17 protein-coding genes are annotated in these 20,698 nt (G+C 56.3%); 13 read left to right on the top strand and 4 right to left on the bottom strand.

Annotated features, from left to right (window positions below; genetic code table 11):
* The first annotated feature begins 3 nt into the window (after positions 1–3).
* The 8 genes from pheT (at position 4) to ACLHDD_RS05355 (ending at position 8,295) form a co-directional block, all read left to right on the top strand.
* Entirely contained in the window at positions 4–2,391 is a 2,388-nt protein-coding gene (gene pheT, locus ACLHDD_RS05320; protein WP_427103244.1) for a phenylalanine--tRNA ligase subunit beta, read from the top strand.
* Between the two features lie 4 nt (positions 2,392–2,395).
* The gene (gene ihfA, locus ACLHDD_RS05325; protein WP_003853259.1) at positions 2,396–2,698 is read left to right on the top strand and encodes an integration host factor subunit alpha; all 303 of its coding nucleotides are present in this window, start codon (positions 2,396–2,398) and stop codon (positions 2,696–2,698) included.
* 168 nt (positions 2,699–2,866) lie between these two features.
* Positions 2,867–3,850, top strand: coding sequence for a vitamin B12 ABC transporter permease BtuC (gene btuC / locus ACLHDD_RS05330; RefSeq protein ID WP_427103245.1), 984 nt, complete (start codon positions 2,867–2,869; stop codon positions 3,848–3,850).
* 50 nt (positions 3,851–3,900) lie between these two features.
* Positions 3,901–4,446, top strand: a complete 546-nt coding sequence (locus ACLHDD_RS05335) for a glutathione peroxidase (RefSeq protein WP_427103246.1) — start codon at positions 3,901–3,903, stop codon at positions 4,444–4,446.
* The gene (btuD, locus tag ACLHDD_RS05340; protein ID WP_427103247.1) at positions 4,447–5,196 is read left to right on the top strand and encodes a vitamin B12 ABC transporter ATP-binding protein BtuD; all 750 of its coding nucleotides are present in this window, start codon (positions 4,447–4,449) and stop codon (positions 5,194–5,196) included.
* A 68-nt stretch (positions 5,197–5,264) separates the two neighbouring features.
* The gene (locus tag ACLHDD_RS05345; protein ID WP_427103248.1) at positions 5,265–5,723 is read left to right on the top strand and encodes an NlpC/P60 family protein; all 459 of its coding nucleotides are present in this window, start codon (positions 5,265–5,267) and stop codon (positions 5,721–5,723) included.
* Positions 5,724–6,017: 294 nt separating this feature from the next.
* On the top strand, positions 6,018–6,764 hold the full coding sequence (locus tag ACLHDD_RS05350; RefSeq protein WP_427103249.1) for an EAL domain-containing protein: 747 nt from the start codon (positions 6,018–6,020) through the stop codon (positions 6,762–6,764).
* A gap of 79 nt (positions 6,765–6,843) precedes the next feature.
* A complete protein-coding gene (locus ACLHDD_RS05355) occupies positions 6,844–8,295 on the top strand; it encodes a protein adenylyltransferase SelO (RefSeq protein WP_427103250.1) in 1,452 nt (483 codons plus the stop codon).
* A gap of 7 nt (positions 8,296–8,302) precedes the next feature.
* On the opposite strand, the gene ACLHDD_RS05360 is transcribed toward ACLHDD_RS05355, so the two are convergent.
* Together ACLHDD_RS05360 and ppsR are read right to left on the bottom strand one after the other, a co-directional pair.
* On the bottom strand, positions 8,303–9,349 hold the full coding sequence (locus ACLHDD_RS05360) for a 3-deoxy-7-phosphoheptulonate synthase (RefSeq protein ID WP_427103251.1): 1,047 nt from the start codon (positions 9,347–9,349) through the stop codon (positions 8,303–8,305).
* Positions 9,350–9,501: 152 nt separating this feature from the next.
* Positions 9,502–10,335, bottom strand: coding sequence for a posphoenolpyruvate synthetase regulatory kinase/phosphorylase PpsR (ppsR, locus tag ACLHDD_RS05365; RefSeq protein WP_427103252.1), 834 nt, complete (start codon positions 10,333–10,335; stop codon positions 9,502–9,504).
* 35 nt (positions 10,336–10,370) lie between these two features.
* Here ppsR and ACLHDD_RS05370 point away from each other — a divergent pair, with 35 nt between their 5' ends.
* Both ACLHDD_RS05370 and ppsA read left to right on the top strand, forming a co-directional pair.
* Positions 10,371–10,700: a hypothetical protein gene (locus tag ACLHDD_RS05370; protein ID WP_427103253.1), complete on the top strand. Its 330-nt coding sequence runs from the start codon at positions 10,371–10,373 to the stop codon at positions 10,698–10,700.
* A gap of 53 nt (positions 10,701–10,753) precedes the next feature.
* Complete coding sequence (ppsA, locus tag ACLHDD_RS05375) at positions 10,754–13,135, top strand: phosphoenolpyruvate synthase (protein ID WP_427103254.1); 2,382 nt, start codon at positions 10,754–10,756, stop codon at positions 13,133–13,135.
* A gap of 468 nt (positions 13,136–13,603) precedes the next feature.
* On the opposite strand, the gene ydiK is transcribed toward ppsA, so the two are convergent.
* Positions 13,604–14,722 carry an AI-2E family transporter YdiK gene (gene ydiK / locus ACLHDD_RS05380; protein WP_427105172.1) on the bottom strand — a complete coding sequence of 373 codons (1,119 nt, stop codon included), beginning with the start codon at positions 14,720–14,722 and terminating at the stop codon, positions 13,604–13,606.
* 204 nt (positions 14,723–14,926) lie between these two features.
* On the opposite strand from ydiK, the gene ydiJ reads away from it, so the two are divergent.
* Positions 14,927–17,980, top strand: coding sequence for a D-2-hydroxyglutarate dehydrogenase YdiJ (gene ydiJ, locus ACLHDD_RS05385; RefSeq protein ID WP_427103255.1), 3,054 nt, complete (start codon positions 14,927–14,929; stop codon positions 17,978–17,980).
* A 32-nt stretch (positions 17,981–18,012) separates the two neighbouring features.
* On the opposite strand, the gene ACLHDD_RS05390 is transcribed toward ydiJ, so the two are convergent.
* Entirely contained in the window at positions 18,013–18,417 is a 405-nt protein-coding gene (locus ACLHDD_RS05390; protein WP_427105173.1) for a hypothetical protein, read from the bottom strand.
* A 388-nt stretch (positions 18,418–18,805) separates the two neighbouring features.
* Between ACLHDD_RS05390 and sufA the strand changes: the two genes are divergently transcribed.
* Together sufA and sufB are read left to right on the top strand one after the other, a co-directional pair.
* Positions 18,806–19,180, top strand: coding sequence for a Fe-S cluster assembly scaffold SufA (gene sufA, locus ACLHDD_RS05395; protein ID WP_111139079.1), 375 nt, complete (start codon positions 18,806–18,808; stop codon positions 19,178–19,180).
* Positions 19,181–19,187: 7 nt separating this feature from the next.
* On the top strand, positions 19,188–20,681 hold the full coding sequence (gene sufB / locus ACLHDD_RS05400) for a Fe-S cluster assembly protein SufB (protein ID WP_427103256.1): 1,494 nt from the start codon (positions 19,188–19,190) through the stop codon (positions 20,679–20,681).
* Positions 20,682–20,698 lie beyond the last annotated feature (17 nt).

The raw sequence follows: 20,698 nt of genomic DNA on the forward strand, positions 1-20,698 counted from the left end.
CCAATGAAATTCAGTGAACTCTGGTTACGCGAATGGGTAAATCCAGCCCTGGACAGCGCCGCGCTGTCTGAACAAATCACCATGGCCGGTCTGGAAGTTGACGGTGTGGATGCCGTGGCCGGTGCGTTTCATGGCGTCGTGGTCGGTGAAGTTGTAGAGTGCGGTCAGCACCCTAACGCCGATAAGCTGCGTGTTACCAAAATCAACACCGGTGGCGACCGCCTGCTGGACATCGTCTGTGGCGCGCCTAACTGCCGCCAGGGACTGAAAGTGGCCGTTGCCACCGTGGGTGCAGTGCTGCCAGGCGATTTCAAAATCAAAGCAGCAAAGCTACGTGGCGAACCTTCAGAAGGAATGCTCTGCTCGTTCTCCGAGCTGGGAATTTCCGACGACCACAACGGCATCATCGAACTGCCGGCCGATGCGCCGATTGGCACCGACATCCGTGAGTACCTGCAGCTGGATGACAATACCATCGAAATCAGCGTCACGCCTAACCGCGCTGACTGCCTGGGTCTGATCGGGATTGCCCGTGATGTGGCAGTTCTCAACGGTTTACCGCTGAATGTGCCGGAAATGCAGCCGGTTGCAGCTACCCTGAACGACACCTTCCCGATTGAGGTTGAGGCGAAAGACGCCTGTCCGCGCTATCTGGGCCGGGTCGTCAAAGGCATCAACGTTGCGGCGGCGACGCCACTCTGGATGAAAGAGAAGCTGCGTCGCTGTGGCATTCGCTCTATCGATCCAGTCGTCGATATCACCAACTATGTTCTGCTTGAACTGGGCCAGCCGATGCACGCTTTCGACCTCGACCGCATCAACGGCGGCATCGTGGTGCGTATGGCGAAAGAAGGCGAGAAGCTGACGCTGCTGGATGGCACTGAAGCCAGCCTGCAGGCAGATACGCTGGTGATTGCCGATCATCAGCAGGCGCTGGCGATGGCCGGTATCTTCGGCGGCGAACATTCCGGTGTGAATGGTGAAACCCGCAACATCCTGTTTGAGTGCGCTTACTTCGATCCGCTCTCCATCACCGGCCGCGCCCGCCGTCACGGTCTGCATACCGATGCGTCACACCGCTATGAGCGTGGCGTTGATCCGGCGCTGCAGCACACTGCGATTGAGCGTGCTACCGCACTGCTGCTGTCGATCTGTGGAGGGGAAGCGGGGCCGATCATCGATCAGACGCATCAGGACGCGCTGCCGGTGCCGGCGACCATCACGCTGCGCCGCGAAAAGCTGGATCGTCTGATTGGCCATGTCATCGCGGACGATCAGGTTACCGATATTCTGACGCGACTCGGCTGCGACGTCACCGTGGGCGACGGCAAGTGGCAGGCCGTGGCACCGAGCTGGCGTTTCGACATGGCAATTGAGGAAGATCTGGTCGAAGAAGTGGCCCGCATTTACGGCTACAACAACATTCCGGATGTCCCGGTTCAGGCAGGGCTGGTGATGACTCGTCATCGCGAAGCGAACCTGTCGCTAAAACGCGCTAAAAACCTGCTGGTGGATAAAGGCTACCAGGAAGCGATTACCTACAGCTTCGTGGATCCCAAAATTCAGCAGCTGCTGCATCCGGGTGAAGAGGCGCTGCTGCTGCCAAGCCCCATCTCCAGCGACATGTCGACGATGCGCCTCTCGCTCTGGACCGGTCTGCTCAGCGCGGTGGTCTATAACCAGAACCGCCAGCAAAGTCGCGTGCGTCTCTTTGAAAGCGGCCTGCGCTTTGTGCCGGATACACAGGCTGATTTAGGCATTCGTCAGGATCTTATGCTGGCTGGCGTCATTAGCGGCAACCGGGTTGAAGAGCACTGGGATCTGGCGCGTCAGACCGTTGACTTCTATGATTTGAAAGGTGATTTAGAGTCACTGCTCGATTTAACCGGCAAACTGGATGAAATCAGCTTCCGTGCTGAAGTAAATCCGGCTCTGCATCCGGGACAGAGCGCGGCAATTTATCTGCAGGATGAAAAAATCGGATTTATCGGCGTAGTCCATCCTGAGCTGGAACGTAAGCTTGATCTTAACGGACGCACCTTAGTCTTTGAACTGCTTTGGAATAAGGTCGCAGACCGCGTCCTGCCTGACGCGCGCGAGATCTCTCGCTTCCCGGCGAACCGTCGTGATATCGCGGTTGTTGTGGCCGAAAACGTGCCTGCAGCAGATATCATTGCGGAGTGTAAGAAAGTTGGCGTAAATCAGGTAGTTGGCGTAAACTTGTTTGACGTGTACCGCGGTAAGGGCGTTTCTGAGGGCTACAAGAGCCTCGCAATCAGCCTGATTTTGCAGGATACCAGCCGGACACTCGAAGAAGAGGAGATTGCCGCGACCGTTGGCAAATGCGTTGCGGCATTAAAAGAGCGATTCCAGGCAACCTTGAGGGATTGAACCTATGGCGCTTACAAAAGCTGAGATGTCAGAGTACCTGTTTGAGAAACTCGGGCTGAGCAAACGCGACGCTAAAGAGTTGGTAGAGCTGTTTTTCGAAGAGGTACGTCGCGCTTTGGAAAACGGAGAACAGGTTAAACTGTCTGGGTTTGGTAATTTTGACCTGCGTGACAAGAACCAGCGTCCTGGCAGAAACCCAAAAACGGGTGAAGATATTCCGATTACTGCGCGTCGCGTAGTAACGTTCCGCCCAGGGCAGAAGCTGAAAAGCCGCGTAGAAAACGCTACACCCAAAGAGACTGACTGAATTTCAGCGTTTCAAAAAGGCCGCGCAAGCGGCCTTTTTTCATCACTATACGTCATTGTCGTGCGGGGCCATTATCCCCTCTGTCCCAACACATCCCGATGCACCGACCTTTCTTTTTTCTGCAATCCCTCTACAATCAAATCTCTGTTTTCTCAGCGTATACCGCCTATGTCACTGCTCGACCAGCTTGCGCGTCAGGCCGATCGACGCGGCCAGAAATGGCTGATGGCGTTAGCTCTGACGCTCTCTGTACTTCTCTGCCTCAGCCTCTGCGCCGGAGACAGCTGGATTGCGCCCTCGCACTGGCTCACGGAAAGCAGCCGACTTTTTGTCTGGCAGCTGCGGCTGCCCCGCAGCCTGGCGGTCATACTGGTCGGAGCCTCGCTGGCCGTGTGTGGCGTCGTGATGCAGGCACTGTTTACTAATCCGCTGGCAGAGCCCGGCCTGCTTGGCGTCTCGAACGGTGCCGGCATCGGTCTGGTGCTTGGCGTGCTGCTGGGCAGTGGGTCACTGTGGAGCCTTGCGCTCGCCGCAATTGCCGGGGCGCTGGTTATTACGCTGATCCTGCTGCATTTCGCGCATCGTCAGCTCTCGACGACGCGGCTGTTACTGACCGGCGTGGCGCTCGGGATTATCTGCAGCGCCATCATGACCTGGGCGGTTTACTTCAGCACCAGTCTCGATCTGCGTCAGCTGATGTACTGGATGATGGGGGGCTTCAGCGGGGTCGACTGGCGCTACGGCTGGATGATGCTGGCGCTGCTGCCGGTGATGCTGGCATTGAGTGCAACCGGGCAGATCCTTAACCTGCTGGCGCTGGGGGAGATTTCTGCTCGCCAGCTTGGGCTCTCTCTTTTCGGCTGGCGTAACCTGCTGGTGCTGGCGATGGGTTGGCTGACCGGGATCAGCGTAGCGACAGCGGGGGCCATTGGCTTTGTCGGGCTGGTAATCCCACATCTGCTGCGTCTTTGTGGCCTCAGCGATCACCGCTACCTGCTACCCGCGTCCGCACTGGCGGGTGCGGGTGTGCTGCTGGCCGCCGATATTGTGGCACGGCTGGCGCTGACCTCGGCGGAGCTGCCGATAGGCGTGGTAACCGCCACGCTGGGTGCGCCGCTGTTTATTTTTTTACTGGTGAAATCTTCACGCTAGCTCCGGCTGGCGACCCGATATCTGCAACTGCATTCTTAACAGGAAAACCTATGAACATTTATCAGACTGAACTGGTTACGATTGATGGGGAAAAAACCACGCTGGCACAGTGGCAGGGCAAGGTGCTGCTGGTCGTCAACGTGGCGTCGAAATGTGGCCTGACGCCGCAGTATGACGAGCTGGAGAACCTGCAGAAGGCCTGGCAGGATCAGGGCTTCAGCGTGCTCGGCTTTCCCTGCAATCAGTTTCTCGGGCAGGAGCCTGGCAGCAGTGAGGAGATCAAAACGTTCTGCAGCACCACTTATGGGGTGACCTTCCCGCTGTTTGCCAAAACCGAGGTCAACGGTCCGGCGCGTCATCCGCTCTTTGCTCAGCTGATTGCCGCACGACCAGAGGCGGTGCGTCCGGAAGGCAGCGGCTTTTACGAGCGGATGGAGAGCAAAGGGCGCGCGCCAAAAGCGCCGGGCGACATTCTGTGGAACTTCGAGAAGTTCCTGATTGGCCGGGACGGCAGCGTCATTCAGCGCTTTGCACCGGACATGACGCCGGAAGATCCGATCATTCTGGAAACCATTAAGCAGGCTCTGGCGAAGTAAATGCTGCTGCGCCTGCACCAGGCCGCCGTGCCCGGACGGCTGGAGTCACTGAGCGGTGAAATCGCCGCGGGCCAGCTGCTGCACGTCGCAGGCCCGAACGGTGCAGGCAAGAGCACACTGCTGAGCGTAATCGCGGGCCTGCAACCCGCCGCCGGGTCGGTCATGCTGGAGGATCGGCCGCTGGCGGAGTGGCTGGGCGCGGCGCTGGCCAGGGTTCGTGGCTGGCTGCCCCAGCAGCAGGTTCCACTGAGTCCGATGCCGGTCTGGCACTATCTGCGTCTGCATCTCAAGCAGACCGGCCCGCAGGCCGACGCCCGGCTCGGCACGCTCCTGCAACGGCTTCAGCTTGAGGATAAACTTTCCCGTTCCCTGACGCGGCTCTCCGGCGGTGAATGGCAGCGCGTCAGGCTGGCGGCAGTCTGCCTGCAGATAGATCCCCGCATCAATCCGCAGGGCCGGTTGTTGATACTTGATGAGCCGATGACCGCGCTGGATATCGGCCAGCAGAAAACGGTCGACGATCTGATCGCGGAACTGTGCGCGGCGGGCATCAGCGTGGTAGCCAGCAGCCACGATCTCAACCACAGCCTGCAGCGGGCCAACCGGGTCTGGCTGATGGATCGCGGGCGGCTGATTGCACAGGGCGAACCGGCAGCCGTTCTGACGCCCCAGCGCCTGACACCGCTCTATCAGATCGCCTTTCGTCAACTTAAACTGGAAGGGCGAACGTTGCTGACCGTCCTGCCCTGACACTTGCTACACCGCCGCCTTTACCGCTACATTAAGCCGGTTGCAATTACTGATAAGGACATTTGGCGATGCGCCTGGGTTTGCTGATTATAGTATTGCTGCTGACGGGATGCAGTCATCACGCTCCGCCAGTGAATGGCCGTCTTTCCGATTCCATCACCGTGATTGCAGAACTGAACGATCAGCTCGGTAACTGGCACGGTACTCCATACCGTTATGGCGGCATGAGCCGCAGGGGAATCGACTGCTCCGGATTTGTCTATCTGACATTCCGCGATAAGTTTGCGCTGCAACTGCCGCGCACGACATCTGCGCAAAGTGATATTGGTACCCGCATCAGTAAAGATGAGCTGCTGCCTGGCGATCTGGTATTCTTTAAAACCGGTCGCGGTGAGAATGGCCTGCATGTCGGTATCTATGACAGCGATAATGCGTTTATCCACGCGTCAACCAGTCAGGGTGTGATTCGATCCTCGCTGGACAATGTTTACTGGCGAAAAGTGTTCTGGCAGGCGCGACGCATATAAACCCGCACTGCTGAATCAGACTTAAGTCCAATTTTAAATAGAGTTAAAACAGGCGTTAAAAGTTTTATTTTAAATGACAGTTATTGCGTCTGGGTTTTATTAGGCATAACAGACGCGGCGTTAATTCCATTAATAAGTAGACTTTTATCATCAATATTTGGCTTAAGCGTTACAGCAGGCCGTCAAACGGCAATGGAAGGCTAAAGAAGTTCGTCTCTTCAAGGATTTGGCACTATTGCCTGCAACTGACCATTACTATACGATATCTCCATCGCCGCATATTCTGGCATTAAAATGAAAATTCATCTCTCGGCCGACTATCAGTCGGAAATCTGGTTCTATCCTGTCTGTGATGTTGACGGACGGTTAACCGCTGTCGAGCTGGTTACGCAGTTTGTGCATGAGAGTGCACCTATTACTCTTCCGCAGGAGCTGCTGCTGCCGCAGCTCGATGAGTCGCAACAGCTGCGCCTGCTACAAAGTCAGATCGGCATGCTGGAACAGTATCGTGGATTATTCGAAGCACATTCGGTTTCCGCATTAATACGCATTGATGAAAACCTGGCCCGGACGCTGCTGGCCAGCGAGCTGGTGATGCGCAAATTAAAACAGCTGCCATTCATTCTGCTGAATATTACTGAAGCGTTTCCGCAACTCAGATTCGGAAAAAATAATGCATTGCTGGCGAGCCTGCAGACTGAGTTTAATTTAGCACTTTCTCATTTCGGTGCTGGCAAAAGTCCGTCAAATGCGGTCTATGATAATTTATTCAGCTGCATCAGCCTGGATAAGGACTTTATTCATTCGCTGGCCAAACGTGCCTCCTTTGTGCCGTTTATTCAGAGCATTATCGATAATTTCCGTGCGCACTGCGATCAGCTGATTATTTGTGGCGTTGACGACGAGGTACTGCTGGATAAAGTCAGCCAGCTGAATGGCGCCGTTTTCCAGGGCGCACTCTTTCCGGTCGTCAAATCGGATGCGCTGCGTTCGCTGCTCTGCGCCAGCAATCAGCAGCCTTCTTCCCGACATCCTGGCTGACAGATCCTGTTAATCCCGGCTATCGGCGTTACACTAAGGGACTAACCTGAGTAACGCTGAGCATCGCATGGGAGAAACAATGTCCTCACGCAAGGTCACCTTTGATAACACCTGGTTCCGTGAGCTTGCCGGGAATTACACCGCACTTAACCCCACGCCGCTGGCAGGTGGACGCCTGCTTTATCACAATGCGCCGCTTGCGGCTGAGATGGGCCTGGACAGCACACTGTTCGGCGGCCAGGGCCACGACGTCTGGCATGGCGCGGCTCTGCTGCCGGGCATGCAGCCGCTGGCGCAGGTTTACAGCGGCCATCAGTTTGGCGTCTGGGCAGGGCAGCTGGGCGACGGGCGCGGCATCCTGCTGGGCGAGCAGCGTCTCGAAGATGGCAGCAAACTGGACTGGCATCTCAAAGGCGCGGGCCTGACGCCTTACTCCCGCATGGGCGACGGCCGGGCGGTCATCCGCTCCAGCGTACGCGAGTTTCTGGCGTCGGAAGCGCTGCATCACCTGGGCATTCCGACCACCCGCGCGCTCACGCTGTCCATTGGTGACGAGCCGGTCTACCGCGAAGCCCCCGAACGCGGGGCGATGCTGATGCGCATCTCGCCGAGCCATCTGCGGTTCGGCCATTTCGAACACGTCTTTTACGGTCAGCAGCAGGAGAAAGTGCAGCAGCTGGCTGACTATGCTATTCGCCACCACTGGCCGCATCTGACAGAGGAAGCCGATCGCTATCAGCAGTGGTTTACCGACATTGTGCTGCGCACGGCGCGGCTGATTGCGCTATGGCAGAGCGTCGGTTTCGCGCATGGGGTGATGAACACCGATAATATGTCTATCCTCGGCCTGACCATCGACTATGGTCCCTTTGGTTTTCTGGATGACTATCAGCCCGACTTTATCTGCAACCACAGCGACTATCAGGGCCGCTACAGTTTTGAAAATCAGCCGATGATCGGCCTGTGGAATCTCAACCGTCTCGCGCATGCGTTGTCGGGTCTGCTGACTACCGAGCAGCTGCGGGCGGCACTGAGCGCCTATGAACCGGAGCTGATGCGGGTCTGGGGCGAACGGATGCGGGCGAAGCTCGGCTTACTGACGCCACAGAGCAATGACAATCAGATTCTGACCGATCTGCTGGCGTTGATGACCCGGGAGCACAGCGATTACACGCTGACGTTCAGGCTACTGAGCGAGACGCAGCAGGCAGAAAGCCGCTCACCGCTGCGGGATGAGTTTATCGATCGTGAGGCGTTTGACCGCTGGTATGAGGGATATCGCCGCCGTCTGCTGGACGAGCAGATCAGCGATGCGGAACGGCAGGCCGTGATGAAAGCCGCGAACCCGGCGGTGATTCTGCGCAATTATCTGGCACAGCAGGCGATTGAAGAGGCCGAGCGGGGTGAGCAGGGGGCACTGGCACGGCTGCACCAGGCGCTGCAGGACCCCTTCAGCGATCTGGCGGCCACTGAGTATCGTCAGCGGCCGCCCGAATGGGGCAAAACCTTAGAGGTGAGCTGCTCCAGCTGATAATGCGTCAGAGACGATGAGAAACCGCCCCGGCCAGCAGCGCGAGCACGCTTTCGCTCTCCTGCCAGCCGAGGCAGGGATCGGTGATCGACTGGCCATACACCAGCGGCTGGCCGCTGACCACTTGCTGATTACCCTCCTGCAGGAAGCTTTCAATCATTACGCCCGCTACGGCGCGCGAGCCTGATCTGATCTGCTCTGCGACATCGGCCGCGACATCCATCTGGCGACGATGCTGTTTCAGGCAGTTGCCGTGGCTGAAGTCGATCACCAGCTGTGGTGGCAGGTTAAAGGCCGACAGGCTCTCCACCGCCGCCGCCACGTCGCTGGCGTGATAGTTGGGCTGTTTGCCGCCGCGCAGGATAACGTGACCATGGGGATTACCGCTGGTCTGATAGATCGTCATCTGACCCCGCTTATCGGGCGAAAGAAACATGTGGCTGGCGCGCGCGGCGCGAATGGCATCCACGGCAATGCGAACATTGCCATCGGTGCCATTTTTAAAACCGACCGGGCAGGAGAGCGCCGATGCCATTTCACGGTGGATCTGGCTTTCCGTGGTGCGTGCGCCAATGGCGCCCCAGCTAATCAGATCCGCAATAAACTGGCCGATCACCATATCCAGGAATTCGGTGGCGGTGGGCAGGCCCAGCGCGTTGATGTCTATCAATAGCTTGCGGGCAATGCCGATGCCCCGGTTCACATCATAACTGCCATCCAGGTCCGGATCGGAAATCAGACCTTTCCAGCCGACCACGGTGCGTGGCTTCTCAAAGTAAGCGCGCATCACAATCTCCAGCCGATCCGCATAGCGGTCACGCAGGACGTTCAGGCGCTCAGCGTATTCCAGTGCCGCTTTCGGATCGTGCAGCGAGCAGGGGCCAATGACCACCAGCAAGCGGGGATCTTCACCGGTCAGAATGCGTGCAATACGGCCGCGGGCCGCCGTAACATTGTCAGCAATGGCGGCGGAGACGGGGTGCGCGTCTGCCAGGCTGGCAGGCGTAATCAGGCTATCAATGCGTGCGGTACGCAATTCATCGGTTTTATTCATGAGTGTCTCAGAAACAGTTCTTCGCAGCGGTGAAATACCGGGAAGTGATGAGAGTCACAATAAACCATCAGCCTGCGAATTCAACCCGGGAATGCATAATCAAATCAAAACCTGCGGCCACGCCACATTACCGGGCCTGCTTCTTTAGACCGTTAATACATGCGGCGGGTCAGACCCATGATATCGAGAATTTTGGTGGCAATCTCCTCCACCGAGTAGTTGGTGCTGTTGAGGTAGCGGATCTGATGGGTGCGGAACAGCGCTTCGACTTCACCCACTTCCAGCCGGCACTGGCGCATTGAGGCGTAACGGGTATTTTCCGCTCGCTCCTGACGTATCGCCGCCAGCCGTTCCGGATCGATAGTCAGTCCGAAAAGTTTGTTCTGATGGGCGCGCAGCGCAGGCGGCAGCTTCAGGTTATCCATATCGTCGGCAATAAAAGGGTAGTTGGCGGCGCGGATACCGAACTGCATCGCCAGATAGAGGCTGGTGGGGGTTTTGCCGCAGCGTGAAACGCCCAGCAAAATTACCTGTGCATCCTCCAGGCCGCGCAGCGAGATGCCATCATCGTGGGCCAGGGCATAGTCAATTGCCGCAATACGGGCATCATATTTCCCCAGATTACTGGCATCCAGCCCGTGGGTACGGTGTGCCACCGGCGCGGGGGATAAGCCCAGCTCCTGCTGCAGCGGGGCGACCAGCGCCTGCACAATGTCCTGACAAAAGCCTTCACTCTGAACAATGATGTCGCGCACTTCCGGTGTCACGATGGAGAAAAACACCAGCGGGCGGACACCGCTCTGCTGATAAAGCGCATTAATCTGCGCTTTTACCGCCAGCGCCCGCTGGACATTCTCAACAAACGGCAGCGTCAGGCTGGTGATGTTAACCGGAAACTGCGACAGCACGGCGTGGCCCAATACTTCCGCCGTTATGGCGGTGCCATCAGAGATATAAAAAACGCTTCTGTCAGTTGTCATAATCATCTGCTCTGAATACGAATGAGCCATCAGCATGAGCCATGCCAGGAAATAAATCATCCCGGATGTTTATTTCTGTAAGGCTAATCGGAATTTCCGGACTAATGATCTCTTTGCCGCCGAGGAGGTCTCACCCGCCCGCCGCCGGTTTTGTCTTTTATCAGCTGGAAAGACCCACGCCTTTGTTGCGCAACAAAACAGAGGGTGAAGGGAACCATGAAAACACGATATCCTTAATTTTCAGTGCATTAGAAAAAACCGGCGATGTTGCGCAACGGCAAATTAAAACGCTTAGAATTCTGAAACTGCAGCTGAAATTCTGCTTTAACGATTCAACAGATCGTTATCGCGGGGGCAATATGCCAGGCTGAAAACCGATTACTCCCTGTCTCACTTCATCAATAACTGATAAAGGATAAGATCAATGTCCACTACAGGCGAACAGCCACTTGTGCTCTGGTATAACCAGCTTGGCATGCATGATGTTGACCGGGTGGGAGGCAAAAACGCTTCTCTGGGTGAAATGATTACTAACCTGTCGTCGCTGGGGGTTTCCGTGCCCAATGGTTTTGCGACCACATCGTACGCGTTTAACCTGTTCCTCGATCAGAGTGGGCTGAACCAGCGCATCTATGCGCTGCTGGATGAGACGGATATTGATGATGTGGATGCGCTGGCTAAAGCGGGCCGGCAGATTCGTCAGTGGGTCGTTGAAACGCCCTTTCTTCCGGCGCTGGAGTCCGCCATTCTGGACGCCTATCAGCAGCTTTCGGCAGACGACGCTGACGCCTCTTTTGCTGTCCGCTCCTCGGCAACCGCAGAAGATATGCCCGATGCCTCCTTTGCCGGACAGCAGGAGACCTTTCTGAATGTGCAGGGCATCGACGCCGTGATGGTCGCGGTTAAGCATGTTTTCGCCTCACTGTTTAACGATCGTGCCATCTCTTATCGGGTGCATCAGGGTTATGACCATCGTGGCGTGGCGCTCTCGGCCGGTATTCAGCGCATGGTGCGATCGGATCTGGCTGCGTCTGGCGTCATGTTCACGATTGATACGGAGTCCGGCTTCGATCAGGTGGTCTTTATTACTGCGGCGCTGGGGCTGGGCGAAATGGTGGTGCAGGGCGCAGTGAATCCGGACGAATTCTACGTACATAAGCCGACGCTGGCTGCCAGCCGGCCATCGATTGTGCGGCGTAATATGGGTTCGAAAAAGGTCCGCATGGTCTATGCCGACTCCCGGGCGCACGGTGAGCAGGTGCAGATTGAAGATGTACCGGAGGCCGAACGCGACCGCTTCTGCCTGAGTGATGAAGAAGTCCAGGCGCTGGCAAAGCAGGCGGTCCTGATTGAGCAGCACTATCAGCGGCCAATGGATATCGAGTGGGCCAAGGATGGCCACACGGGCAAGCTGTTTATTGTTCAGGCACGACCTGAAACCGTTCGCTCCAATGGGCAGGTCATGGAGCGTTATACGCTGCAGGGACAGGGCAGCGTGGTTGCAGAAGGCCGGGCCATTGGTCACCGTATCGGGGCTGGTGTGGTGAAGGTGATCCATGACATCAGCGAAATGAACCGGATTGAGAAAGGGGATGTGCTGGTTACCGACATGACCGACCCGGACTGGGAGCCCATCATGAAAAAGGCCTCAGCGATCGTGACCAACCGTGGCGGACGCACCTGCCATGCAGCGATCATCGCGCGTGAGCTGGGCATTCCGGCGGTGGTAGGCTGCGGCGACGCCACCGACCGGCTAAAAGAGGGCCATCAGGTTACCGTCTCCTGCGCCGAGGGGGATACCGGCTATGTCTACGATCAGCTGCTCGACTTCGACGTCACCAGTTCGCAGGTCGATTCGCTGCCTGAGCTGCCGCTGAAGATCATGATGAATGTCGGCAACCCCGACCGCGCCTTTGATTTTGCCTGTCTGCCTAATGAAGGCGTGGGACTGGCGCGGCTGGAATTTATCATCAATCGTATGATTGGCGTTCACCCGAAAGCCCTGCTGGAGTTCAATCAGCAGACACCGGAACTGCAGCAGCAAATCCGCAAAATGATGAAAGGATTTGATGATCCGGTGGAGTTTTACATCGCGCGGCTGACTGAGGGAATTGCCACGCTTGGCGCGGCATTTGCGCCGAAACGCGTAATTGTCCGACTTTCCGACTTTAAAACGAATGAATATGCCAACCTGGTCGGTGGCGAACGTTACGAGCCGGAAGAAGAGAACCCGATGCTGGGATTCCGCGGCGCGGGACGTTATGTGGCGGATAGCTTCCGCGACTGCTTTGCGCTGGAGTGTGAGGCGGTAAAACGCGTTCGTAACGAGATGGGCCTGACTAACGTTGAGATCATGGTGCCGTTTGTCCGTACCGTCGACCAGGCGCAGGCCGTGGTGGAAGAGCTGGCGCGTCAGGGGCTGAAGCGCGGTGAGAACGGATTAAAAATCATCATGATGTGCGAAATCCCCTCAAATGCGCTGCTGGCTGAACAGTTCCTGCAGCATTTTGATGGCTTCTCTATCGGCTCGAACGACATGACGCAGCTGACGCTGGGGCTGGACCGTGACTCTGGCGTGGTCTCCGCACTGTTTGACGAGCGCAACGAGGCGGTGAAAGCGCTGCTGTCCATGGCGATTCGGGCGGCGAAGCAGCAGGGAAAATATGTGGGTATCTGTGGCCAGGGCCCGTCGGACCATCAGGACTTTGCCGCGTGGCTGATGCAGGAGGGAATTGACAGCCTGTCACTGAACCCGGACACCGTGGTGGAAACCTGGGTGAGCCTGGCGCAGATGAATCGAACCTGACGCCGGTAACATCGTCGTCAGAGAGGCCCGCACTGCGGGCCTTTTTTATGTCTGTCCGGTCAGGTTCAGACAAAAAAAGCCCATCACAGGGGATGGGCAAAGACTACACACAGCAATTCTTTACTCTACTCAGGGGGAATAAGGTGGTCTGCAAATCAATCGTTTGATTCAGAACATAGTAAGCATGTTATTCACACTGCTGGCCTGAGTCTTTAAGAATCCTCTTATTAGTTTAAAGCCCATAATATTTTCTCACCTTTACTGCGCCATTTGGCGTAAGAAACAGTTCAGAAAATAATCTTTTTTGACCCGAAAAGGGGGTTTTTAGCTCAGAAATGGCTTTTTTCTTAAAAAAAGCTAATGAAAGTCATCTTTTATCTGGCAGGCGGGATGCAGTGCGGTCAATCATCATTAACCGCACTAATCAATATAACGGGTGGGGACATTATTGCGGATGAACACTGTGGATCACACGGTGGGCGGGCTTCCCTCATGATCGGCCAGTGCTTCCGCCACCACCTGCGGGTCGTCCTCTGGCGCAGGTGCCTCATGTACCCAGACGGACACCAGACGATAGGAAACGGCCAGTACCACGGGCCCGATAAACAGACCAATCATGCCGAAAGCAAAGAGTCCCCCAATTACACCAGAGAGGATGAGGATCATCGGCAGGTCGGCACCCATGCGGATCAGCATCGGGCGCAGGACGTTATCCAGCGTACCGACCACGCAACTCCAGACCAGCAGTACGGTTCCCCAGGTGGTGTCCCCGCTCCAGTAGAGATAGATGATGGCCGGAACCAGCACCAGCAGCGGTCCAATCTGCACCAGGCAGCACAGAATCATCAGTACGGTCAGCAGCGTGGCGTAAGGAATGCCGGAAAGTGCCAGACCGATACCGCCCAGCACGCCCTGCACCAGCGCCGTTACCACCACGCCCAGCGCCACGGCGCGAATGGACTGTGCCGCCAGCAACACGGCGGCATCACCGCGTCGTCCCGCCATGCGGAAAGCAAAGTGGCGGATGCCCTGAGCCGCCTGTTCGCCACGCCAGTAGAGCAACACGCTAAACAGCAGCATCACGCCCAGATGAATCATAAAGCGTCCGAAATGACCGGCCTGCGCGACAAAAAAGCCGGTTGTGCGCCCGATATAGGGCTGAATCTTGGCCATGACGCCAGCGCCACCGCTCGCCACCAGCCTGTCATAACTGGCGTAGATTTTTTCACCGACCATCGGCACATCGTTGAGCCACAGTAGCTGAGGCATCGTATGTCCCTGCGTCACCCAGGCGATGACCGGCGCGCTGTTATCAATCAGGCTGCTGACCAGCAAGGCGATAGGAATGATAAACAGCAGCAGTAACAGCAGCGTCATCACAATGACCGCCAGAGAGCGGCGGCCCCACAGCAGTCGCTGAAATTTCAGCATCAGCGGCCAGGTAGCAATAACCACCATGCTGGCCCAGGCGAAGCCCAGAATAAAGGGCTGAACGACCCATAAGCAGGCGACGATTAACAGCAGAATGAACATCAGGGTGAAGAGTATTTGCGGTAGATCCATATCCCGGTACTGGCTTTTCATCATTGACTCATAACCTCGTTTTAATCCTTCATTTTCAGACATTCAGATGCCTGTTTTCATCATGAGCTATTTGCCGGGGATTAAACAGCGTCGCGGAAAAGCTTTTTGGCTTTTCTGAAAAAACGGCAGGCGCAGAAAAAATATGATAAAACGGGAAATCGCTAACGCATAAACGCAAACGTTTACAACACCTTCGGTCAGACAATCATGATCCCACAGATTTCGCAGGCACCGGGCCTCGTTCAACTGGTGCTGACGTTCCTTGAGTCGCTAAAAGAGCAGGGTTTCACCGGCGACATGGCAACCAGCTATGCCGATCGTCTCTCACTCTCCACCGATAACAGTATTTATCAGCTGCTGCCCGATGCGGCCCTGTTCCCGCGCTCTACAGCGGATGTGGCGCTGCTGGCCCGTGTGGCTGGTGAAGCCCGTTTTGCCAGCCTGGTGTTTACCCCGCGCGGCGGCGGCACAGGCACCAACGGTCAGTCGCTGAACCAGGGCATTGTGGTGGATATGTCCCGTTACATGAACCGCATCCTGGAAATCAATACAGATGAAGGATGGGTGCGGGTTGAGGCGGGGGTGATCAAGGACCAGCTGAATGCCTGGCTTAAGCCATTCGGTTTTTTCTTTTCGCCGGAGTTATCGACCAGTAACCGTGCAACGCTGGGCGGCATGATCAATACCGACGCGTCGGGTCAGGGGTCGCTGGTCTACGGCAAAACCTCAGATCATGTGCTGGGCCTGCGCGCCGTGCTGCTGGGCGGCGACATTCTCGATACCCGACCGATGGCGACGGCGCTGGCGGAAACCCTGGCGCAGACGGCCACACCGGAAGGGCGGATCTACCAGCAGGTTCTGACGCGCTGCCGCGAACAGCGTGCGCTGATTCTGGAGAAGTTTCCAAAGCTTAACCGGTTCCTGACTGGCTATGACCTTCGCCACGTCTTCAGTGACGATATGCAGACCTTTGACCTGACCCGCCTGTTATGTGGCGCCGAGGGTACGCTGGCGTTTGTGACGGAAGCGCGACTGGATATCACCCCCTTGCCGAAGGTGCGACGGCTGGTCAATATCAAGTATGACTCCTTTGACTCCGCGCTACGCAATGCACCTTTTATGGTGGAAGCACAGGCGCTGTCGGTCGAAACGGTCGACTCAAAAGTTTTAAACCTGGCGCGTGAAGATATTGTCTGGCATTCGGTACGCGAACTGATCGCAGACGTGCCCGACAAAGAGATGCTGGGACTTAACATCGTGGAGTTTGCCGGTGATAACGCTGCGCTGATCGAACAACAAATCGACGCGTTGTGTACCCGTCTTGAAACGCTGATGGCGCAGCAGGAGGGTGGCGTAATTGGCTATCAGCTCTGTAATGACCTGGCGGGCATTGAGCGTATCTATAACATGCGGAAAAAAGCGGTAGGGCTGCTCGGCAATGCCAGGGGCCGGGCAAAGCCGATTCCGTTTGTCGAGGATACCGCCGTGCCGCCGGAGAAACTGGCGGACTACATCGTAGAGTTTCGCGCACTGCTCGACAGCCACGGCCTGAGCTACGGTATGTTCGGCCATGTCGATGCCGGGGTGCTGCATGTGCGCCCGGCGCTGGATATGTGCGATCCGCAGCAGGAGATGATGATGAAGCAGATCTCCGACGAAGTGGTGGCGCTGACGGCCCGTTACGGCGGTCTGCTCTGGGGCGAGCATGGCAAAGGGTTTCGCGCCCAGTACAGCCCGGCCTTCTTTGGTGAAACCCTGTTCAACGAACTGCGACGTATTAAAGCCGCCTTCGATCCGTTTAATCGCCTCAATCCCGGTAAAATCTGTACGCCAATTGAGAGCCACGACGAGATGATGCAGGTCGATGCCGTGACGCGCGGAACCTATGACCGGCAGATTCCGTTAACGGTGCGGGATGCGTGGCGTCGCGCGATGGAGTGTAACGGCAATGGCTTATGCTTTAATTTCGATGCCCGCAGTCCGATGTGCCCCTCCATGAAAATTACCCGCAACCGCATTCATTCGCCTAAAGGCCGGGCAACGCTGACGCGGGAGTGGCTGAGGCTGCTGGCCGGGCAGGGCGTCGATCCGCTCCTGCTGGAGAAGCAGTTACCGGAAAGCCGTCTCTCCCTGCGCGCGCTCATCGCCCGGACCCGCAACAGCTGGCACGCCAGCAAAGGGGAGTATGATTTCTCCCATGAGGTGAAAGAGGCAATGTCGGGCTGTCTGGCCTGTAAAGCCTGTTCAACCCAGTGCCCGATTAAGATAGATGTGCCGGCTTTCCGCTCGCGCTTCTTACAGCTCTATCACACCCGCTATCTGCGACCCGCCAGCGACCACCTGGTTGCAGCCGTGGAAAGCTACGCGCCGTTAATGGCGAAGGCACCGAAAGTATTTAACTTCTTCCTGCGCCAGCCGTGGGTCAAAGAGTTGAGTAAAACGCATATTGGCATGGTCGATCTGCCGCTGCTCTCCGTGCCTGATCTGAAGCAGCAGCTGAGCGGTCATCCCGCTATGAACATGACGCTGGAACAGCTGGAGGCGATGCCAGCCAGTGAACGCGCTGGTTATGTGCTGGTCGTGCAGGATCCCTTCACCAGTTTTTATGAGGCGCAGCTGGTGAACGATTTTATCCGCCTGATCGAAAAGCTCGGCTTCCGTCCGGTTCTGCTGCCGTTCTCACCGAATGGTAAAGCGCAGCATGTGAAAGGCTTCCTGCAACGGTTTGCCCGTACGGCGACCCGCACGGCTGATTTCCTCAATCGGGTAGCTAAACTGGCGCTGCCGATGGTCGGCGTGGATCCGGCCACGGTGCTCTGCTATCGCGACGAGTATCGCCAGACGCTGGGCGACGCGCGCGGTGATTTTACGGTGCTGCTGGTGCATGAATGGCTGCAGCACGCACTGGGCGATCGAGAGATACAGACCACCAGCGGCGAGCCCTGGTATCTGTTTGCCCACTGCACCGAAGTCACTGCGCTGCCATCGACGCCCGCACAGTGGCAGGGGATCTTTGCCCGTTTTGGCGCGAAGCTGGAGAACATCAATGTGGGCTGCTGCGGCATGGCAGGCACGTATGGTCACGAGACGAAAAACCTTGAAAACTCGCTGGGCATCTATGCGCTCTCCTGGCATCCACAGCTTCAGCGGCTGCCGCGCCAGCGCTGTCTGGCCACCGGCTACTCCTGCCGCAGCCAGGTCAGCCGCGTGGAAGGCAACGGCATGCGCCATCCACTTCAGGCCCTGTTAGCACTGATGTAAAAAATTGTGCGCGACGTCACGTAGTCGCTGGATTAGAATATTCCACCTGCGTGACGGACAAAATCACTTTGCAGTTCGGTGGCTTTGTTCCACTCTCCGACGAGAGCCAGCTGATGGCAGAGGCGGGTCAGGGAGAGGCGCGCCAGTTGCCAGGCCTGAAGGCGAAACAGGCGATCGCGATCCGGATTCCCTATCTCCTGAACCAGACGATAGTGCAATTTACCGAGCGTGTGCAGGTAGCTCTGATCGTCACCGTTCAACTGGCAGATTTCTGCCATATCCTGACAGGCATCGTTAAACTGACGTAGCTGATGGATCGTGCAGTCGGCCCGTTCAAGCTTTGCCTGCGCCATATAAAAGTCGACGGAGATATCCCGCAGTGAGAAGTGATATTCATCGATTTGATGTTGCAGCCAGGCAGAGACGGAACGCATCATGGCTTCACCCTGAATGTGAATGATAATAATTATCATATTAATTCAGGGGCGGATTGCAACGGGTGGTCAGAAAAATTTATCGATTTACCCTGCCTGTCGGTATAATCGGGAATAACAATCTATTTACATCGCAGAAAGGCGTAACCTATCAATAAGGATTTTTAGTAAAAGTGCTTATTTTAAAAAGAGTGGTTTATTAATAGGTTAGCACTGACTTATTGAGGCTGATTCTCCTGCCACAGGGTGGGCTGAAGCAGCTATGCTTAATATTCAGGCAAATAAAACAGCACAAGATGATTATCCCTGCAAAACAAGAGGTTGAAGTGATTGGTCAGATCACTACCATAGTGGGATAGCCTGAAAAGGTCCTGACTCAAGAGGTATCAACATGGCATCTGTTAACACAGACTCTTTCTCCCCTGACGACTTCGTCTGGAAAGGGCTGACGCTGACTGAAACCGCAGCGCAACAAATTCTTAATCTGGCCGCTCAGGACCCTGATGTCAAGGGTCTGCGGCTGAGCGTAAAACAATCCGGCTGTGCCGGTTTCGGCTACGTGATGGATTTAGTGAAAGAACCCGTCGAAGACGATCTGCAGTTCTCATTCCACGGCGCAACACTGTTTGTGCCGCTTCAGGCGATGCCGTTTGTTGATGGCACCGAGCTGGACTACGTTCGCGAAGGCCTGAATCAGATTTTTAAATTCAATAACCCTAAAGCTCAGCACGCCTGCGGGTGCGGTGAGAGCTTTGGCGTCGAGTAAGTGAAATATGTCACGACACAGCGAAGCATCTGACGATGTACAAATCTGGGAAGGTAAGCTCAACTACAAAGAGGGCTTCTTTACCCAACTGCAAACCGAAGAATTTGCCAATGGCATCAACGAAGATGTGGTGCGGGCGATCTCGGCCAAGCGTAACGAGCCAGAGTGGATGCTGGATTTTCGTCTTAAGGCCTTTCATGCCTGGCTGGAAATGGAAGAGCCACACTGGCTGAAAGCGCACTACGAAAAACTCGATTACCAGGATTACAGTTACTATTCCGCGCCCTCCTGCGGTAACTGTGATGACAGCTGCGCCTCCGAGCCAGGTGTCACCCAGGCTTCCGGCAGCGCGCCAGCCAGCGACTACCTGACGCAGGAAGTGGAAAACGCCTTTAACCAGCTGGGCGTGCCCGTTCGTGAAGGGCGTGAAGTGGCGGTCGACGCGATTTTTGACTCCGTTTCGGTGGCCACTACTTACCGTGGCAAGCTGGCAGAACAGGGGATTATCTTCTGTTCGTTCGGCGAAGCGATTCAGGAGCACCCGGAGCTGGTGAAGCAGTATCTTGGCACTGTGGTTCCGGCCAACGATAACTTCTTCGCGGCGCTGAACTCGGCGGTCGCGTCTGACGGCACCTTCGTCTACATCCCGAAAGGGGTACGTTGTCCGATGGAGCTGTCGACCTATTTCCGCATCAACGCGGCGAAAACCGGTCAGTTCGAGCGTACCATCCTGATCGCCGACGAAGACAGCTATGTCAGCTACATTGAGGGCTGTTCAGCCCCGGTGCGTGACTCCTATCAGCTGCATGCTGCCGTGGTGGAAGTGATCATCCACAAAAATGCGGAAGTAAAATATTCTACCGTTCAGAACTGGTTCCCGGGCGGCGAAGGCGAGGGCGGTATCCTTAACTTCGTGACCAAGCGTGCGCTGTGTGAAGGTGACCACAGCAAGATGTCCTGGACGCAGTCTGAAACCGGCTCCGCCATCACCTGGAAATACCCGAGCTGTATTCTGCGCGGTGACCATTCGGTTGGCGAATTCTACTCCGTGGCGCTGACCAGCGGTCGTCAGCAGGCCGATACCGGCACCAAGATGATCCACATCGGGAAAAACACCCGTTCGACCATCATCTCCAAAGGAATTTCTGCCGGTAAAAGCCAGAACACCTACCGTGGTCTGGTAAAAATCATGCCGAGCGCCACCAACGCCCGTAACTTTACGCAGTGTGACTCAATGCTGATCGGTCCTGACTGTGGCGCACATACTTTCCCGTATGTGGAGACCCGCAACAATACCGCCCAGCTTGAGCACGAAGCCACGACATCCCGTATCGGCGAAGATCAGATGTTCTACTGTCTGCAGCGCGGTATCAGTGAAGAAGATGCGATCTCAATGATCGTGAACGGCTTCTGTAAAGACGTCTTCTCGGAACTGCCACTGGAATTTGCCGTGGAAGCCCAGAAATTGTTAGCTATCAGCCTTGAGCACAGTGTGGGCTGATGCCGTCACACGCCTTG

The sequence above is a fragment of the Pantoea sp. NSTU24 genome, assembly GCF_050157905.1.
Taxonomy (GTDB): Bacteria; Pseudomonadota; Gammaproteobacteria; order Enterobacterales; family Enterobacteriaceae; genus Pantoea.

Excerpts from the sequence above, each read along its gene's own strand:
- ACLHDD_RS05355 (WP_427103250.1), top strand. The coding sequence starts at position 6,844 with ATGTCCTCACGCAAGGTCACCTTTGATAACACCTGGTTCCGTGAGCTT.
- ppsR (WP_427103252.1), bottom strand. The coding sequence starts at position 10,335 with ATGATTATGACAACTGACAGAAGCGTTTTTTATATCTCTGATGGCACC.
- ACLHDD_RS05350 (WP_427103249.1), top strand. The coding sequence starts at position 6,018 with ATGAAAATTCATCTCTCGGCCGACTATCAGTCGGAAATCTGGTTCTAT.
- ACLHDD_RS05345 (WP_427103248.1), top strand. The coding sequence starts at position 5,265 with ATGCGCCTGGGTTTGCTGATTATAGTATTGCTGCTGACGGGATGCAGT.
- pheT (WP_427103244.1), top strand. The coding sequence starts at position 4 with ATGAAATTCAGTGAACTCTGGTTACGCGAATGGGTAAATCCAGCCCTG.
- ppsA (WP_427103254.1), top strand. The coding sequence starts at position 10,754 with ATGTCCACTACAGGCGAACAGCCACTTGTGCTCTGGTATAACCAGCTT.
- ydiK (WP_427105172.1), bottom strand. The coding sequence starts at position 14,722 with ATGATGAAAAGCCAGTACCGGGATATGGATCTACCGCAAATACTCTTC.
- btuD (WP_427103247.1), top strand. The coding sequence starts at position 4,447 with ATGCTGCTGCGCCTGCACCAGGCCGCCGTGCCCGGACGGCTGGAGTCA.
- ACLHDD_RS05360 (WP_427103251.1), bottom strand. The coding sequence starts at position 9,349 with ATGAATAAAACCGATGAATTGCGTACCGCACGCATTGATAGCCTGATT.
- btuC (WP_427103245.1), top strand. The coding sequence starts at position 2,867 with ATGTCACTGCTCGACCAGCTTGCGCGTCAGGCCGATCGACGCGGCCAG.
- ACLHDD_RS05390 (WP_427105173.1), bottom strand. The coding sequence starts at position 18,417 with ATGATGCGTTCCGTCTCTGCCTGGCTGCAACATCAAATCGATGAATAT.
- sufA (WP_111139079.1), top strand. The coding sequence starts at position 18,806 with ATGGCATCTGTTAACACAGACTCTTTCTCCCCTGACGACTTCGTCTGG.
- sufB (WP_427103256.1), top strand. The coding sequence starts at position 19,188 with ATGTCACGACACAGCGAAGCATCTGACGATGTACAAATCTGGGAAGGT.
- ACLHDD_RS05335 (WP_427103246.1), top strand. The coding sequence starts at position 3,901 with ATGAACATTTATCAGACTGAACTGGTTACGATTGATGGGGAAAAAACC.
- ACLHDD_RS05370 (WP_427103253.1), top strand. The coding sequence starts at position 10,371 with ATGCCAGGAAATAAATCATCCCGGATGTTTATTTCTGTAAGGCTAATC.
- ihfA (WP_003853259.1), top strand. The coding sequence starts at position 2,396 with ATGGCGCTTACAAAAGCTGAGATGTCAGAGTACCTGTTTGAGAAACTC.
- ydiJ (WP_427103255.1), top strand. The coding sequence starts at position 14,927 with ATGATCCCACAGATTTCGCAGGCACCGGGCCTCGTTCAACTGGTGCTG.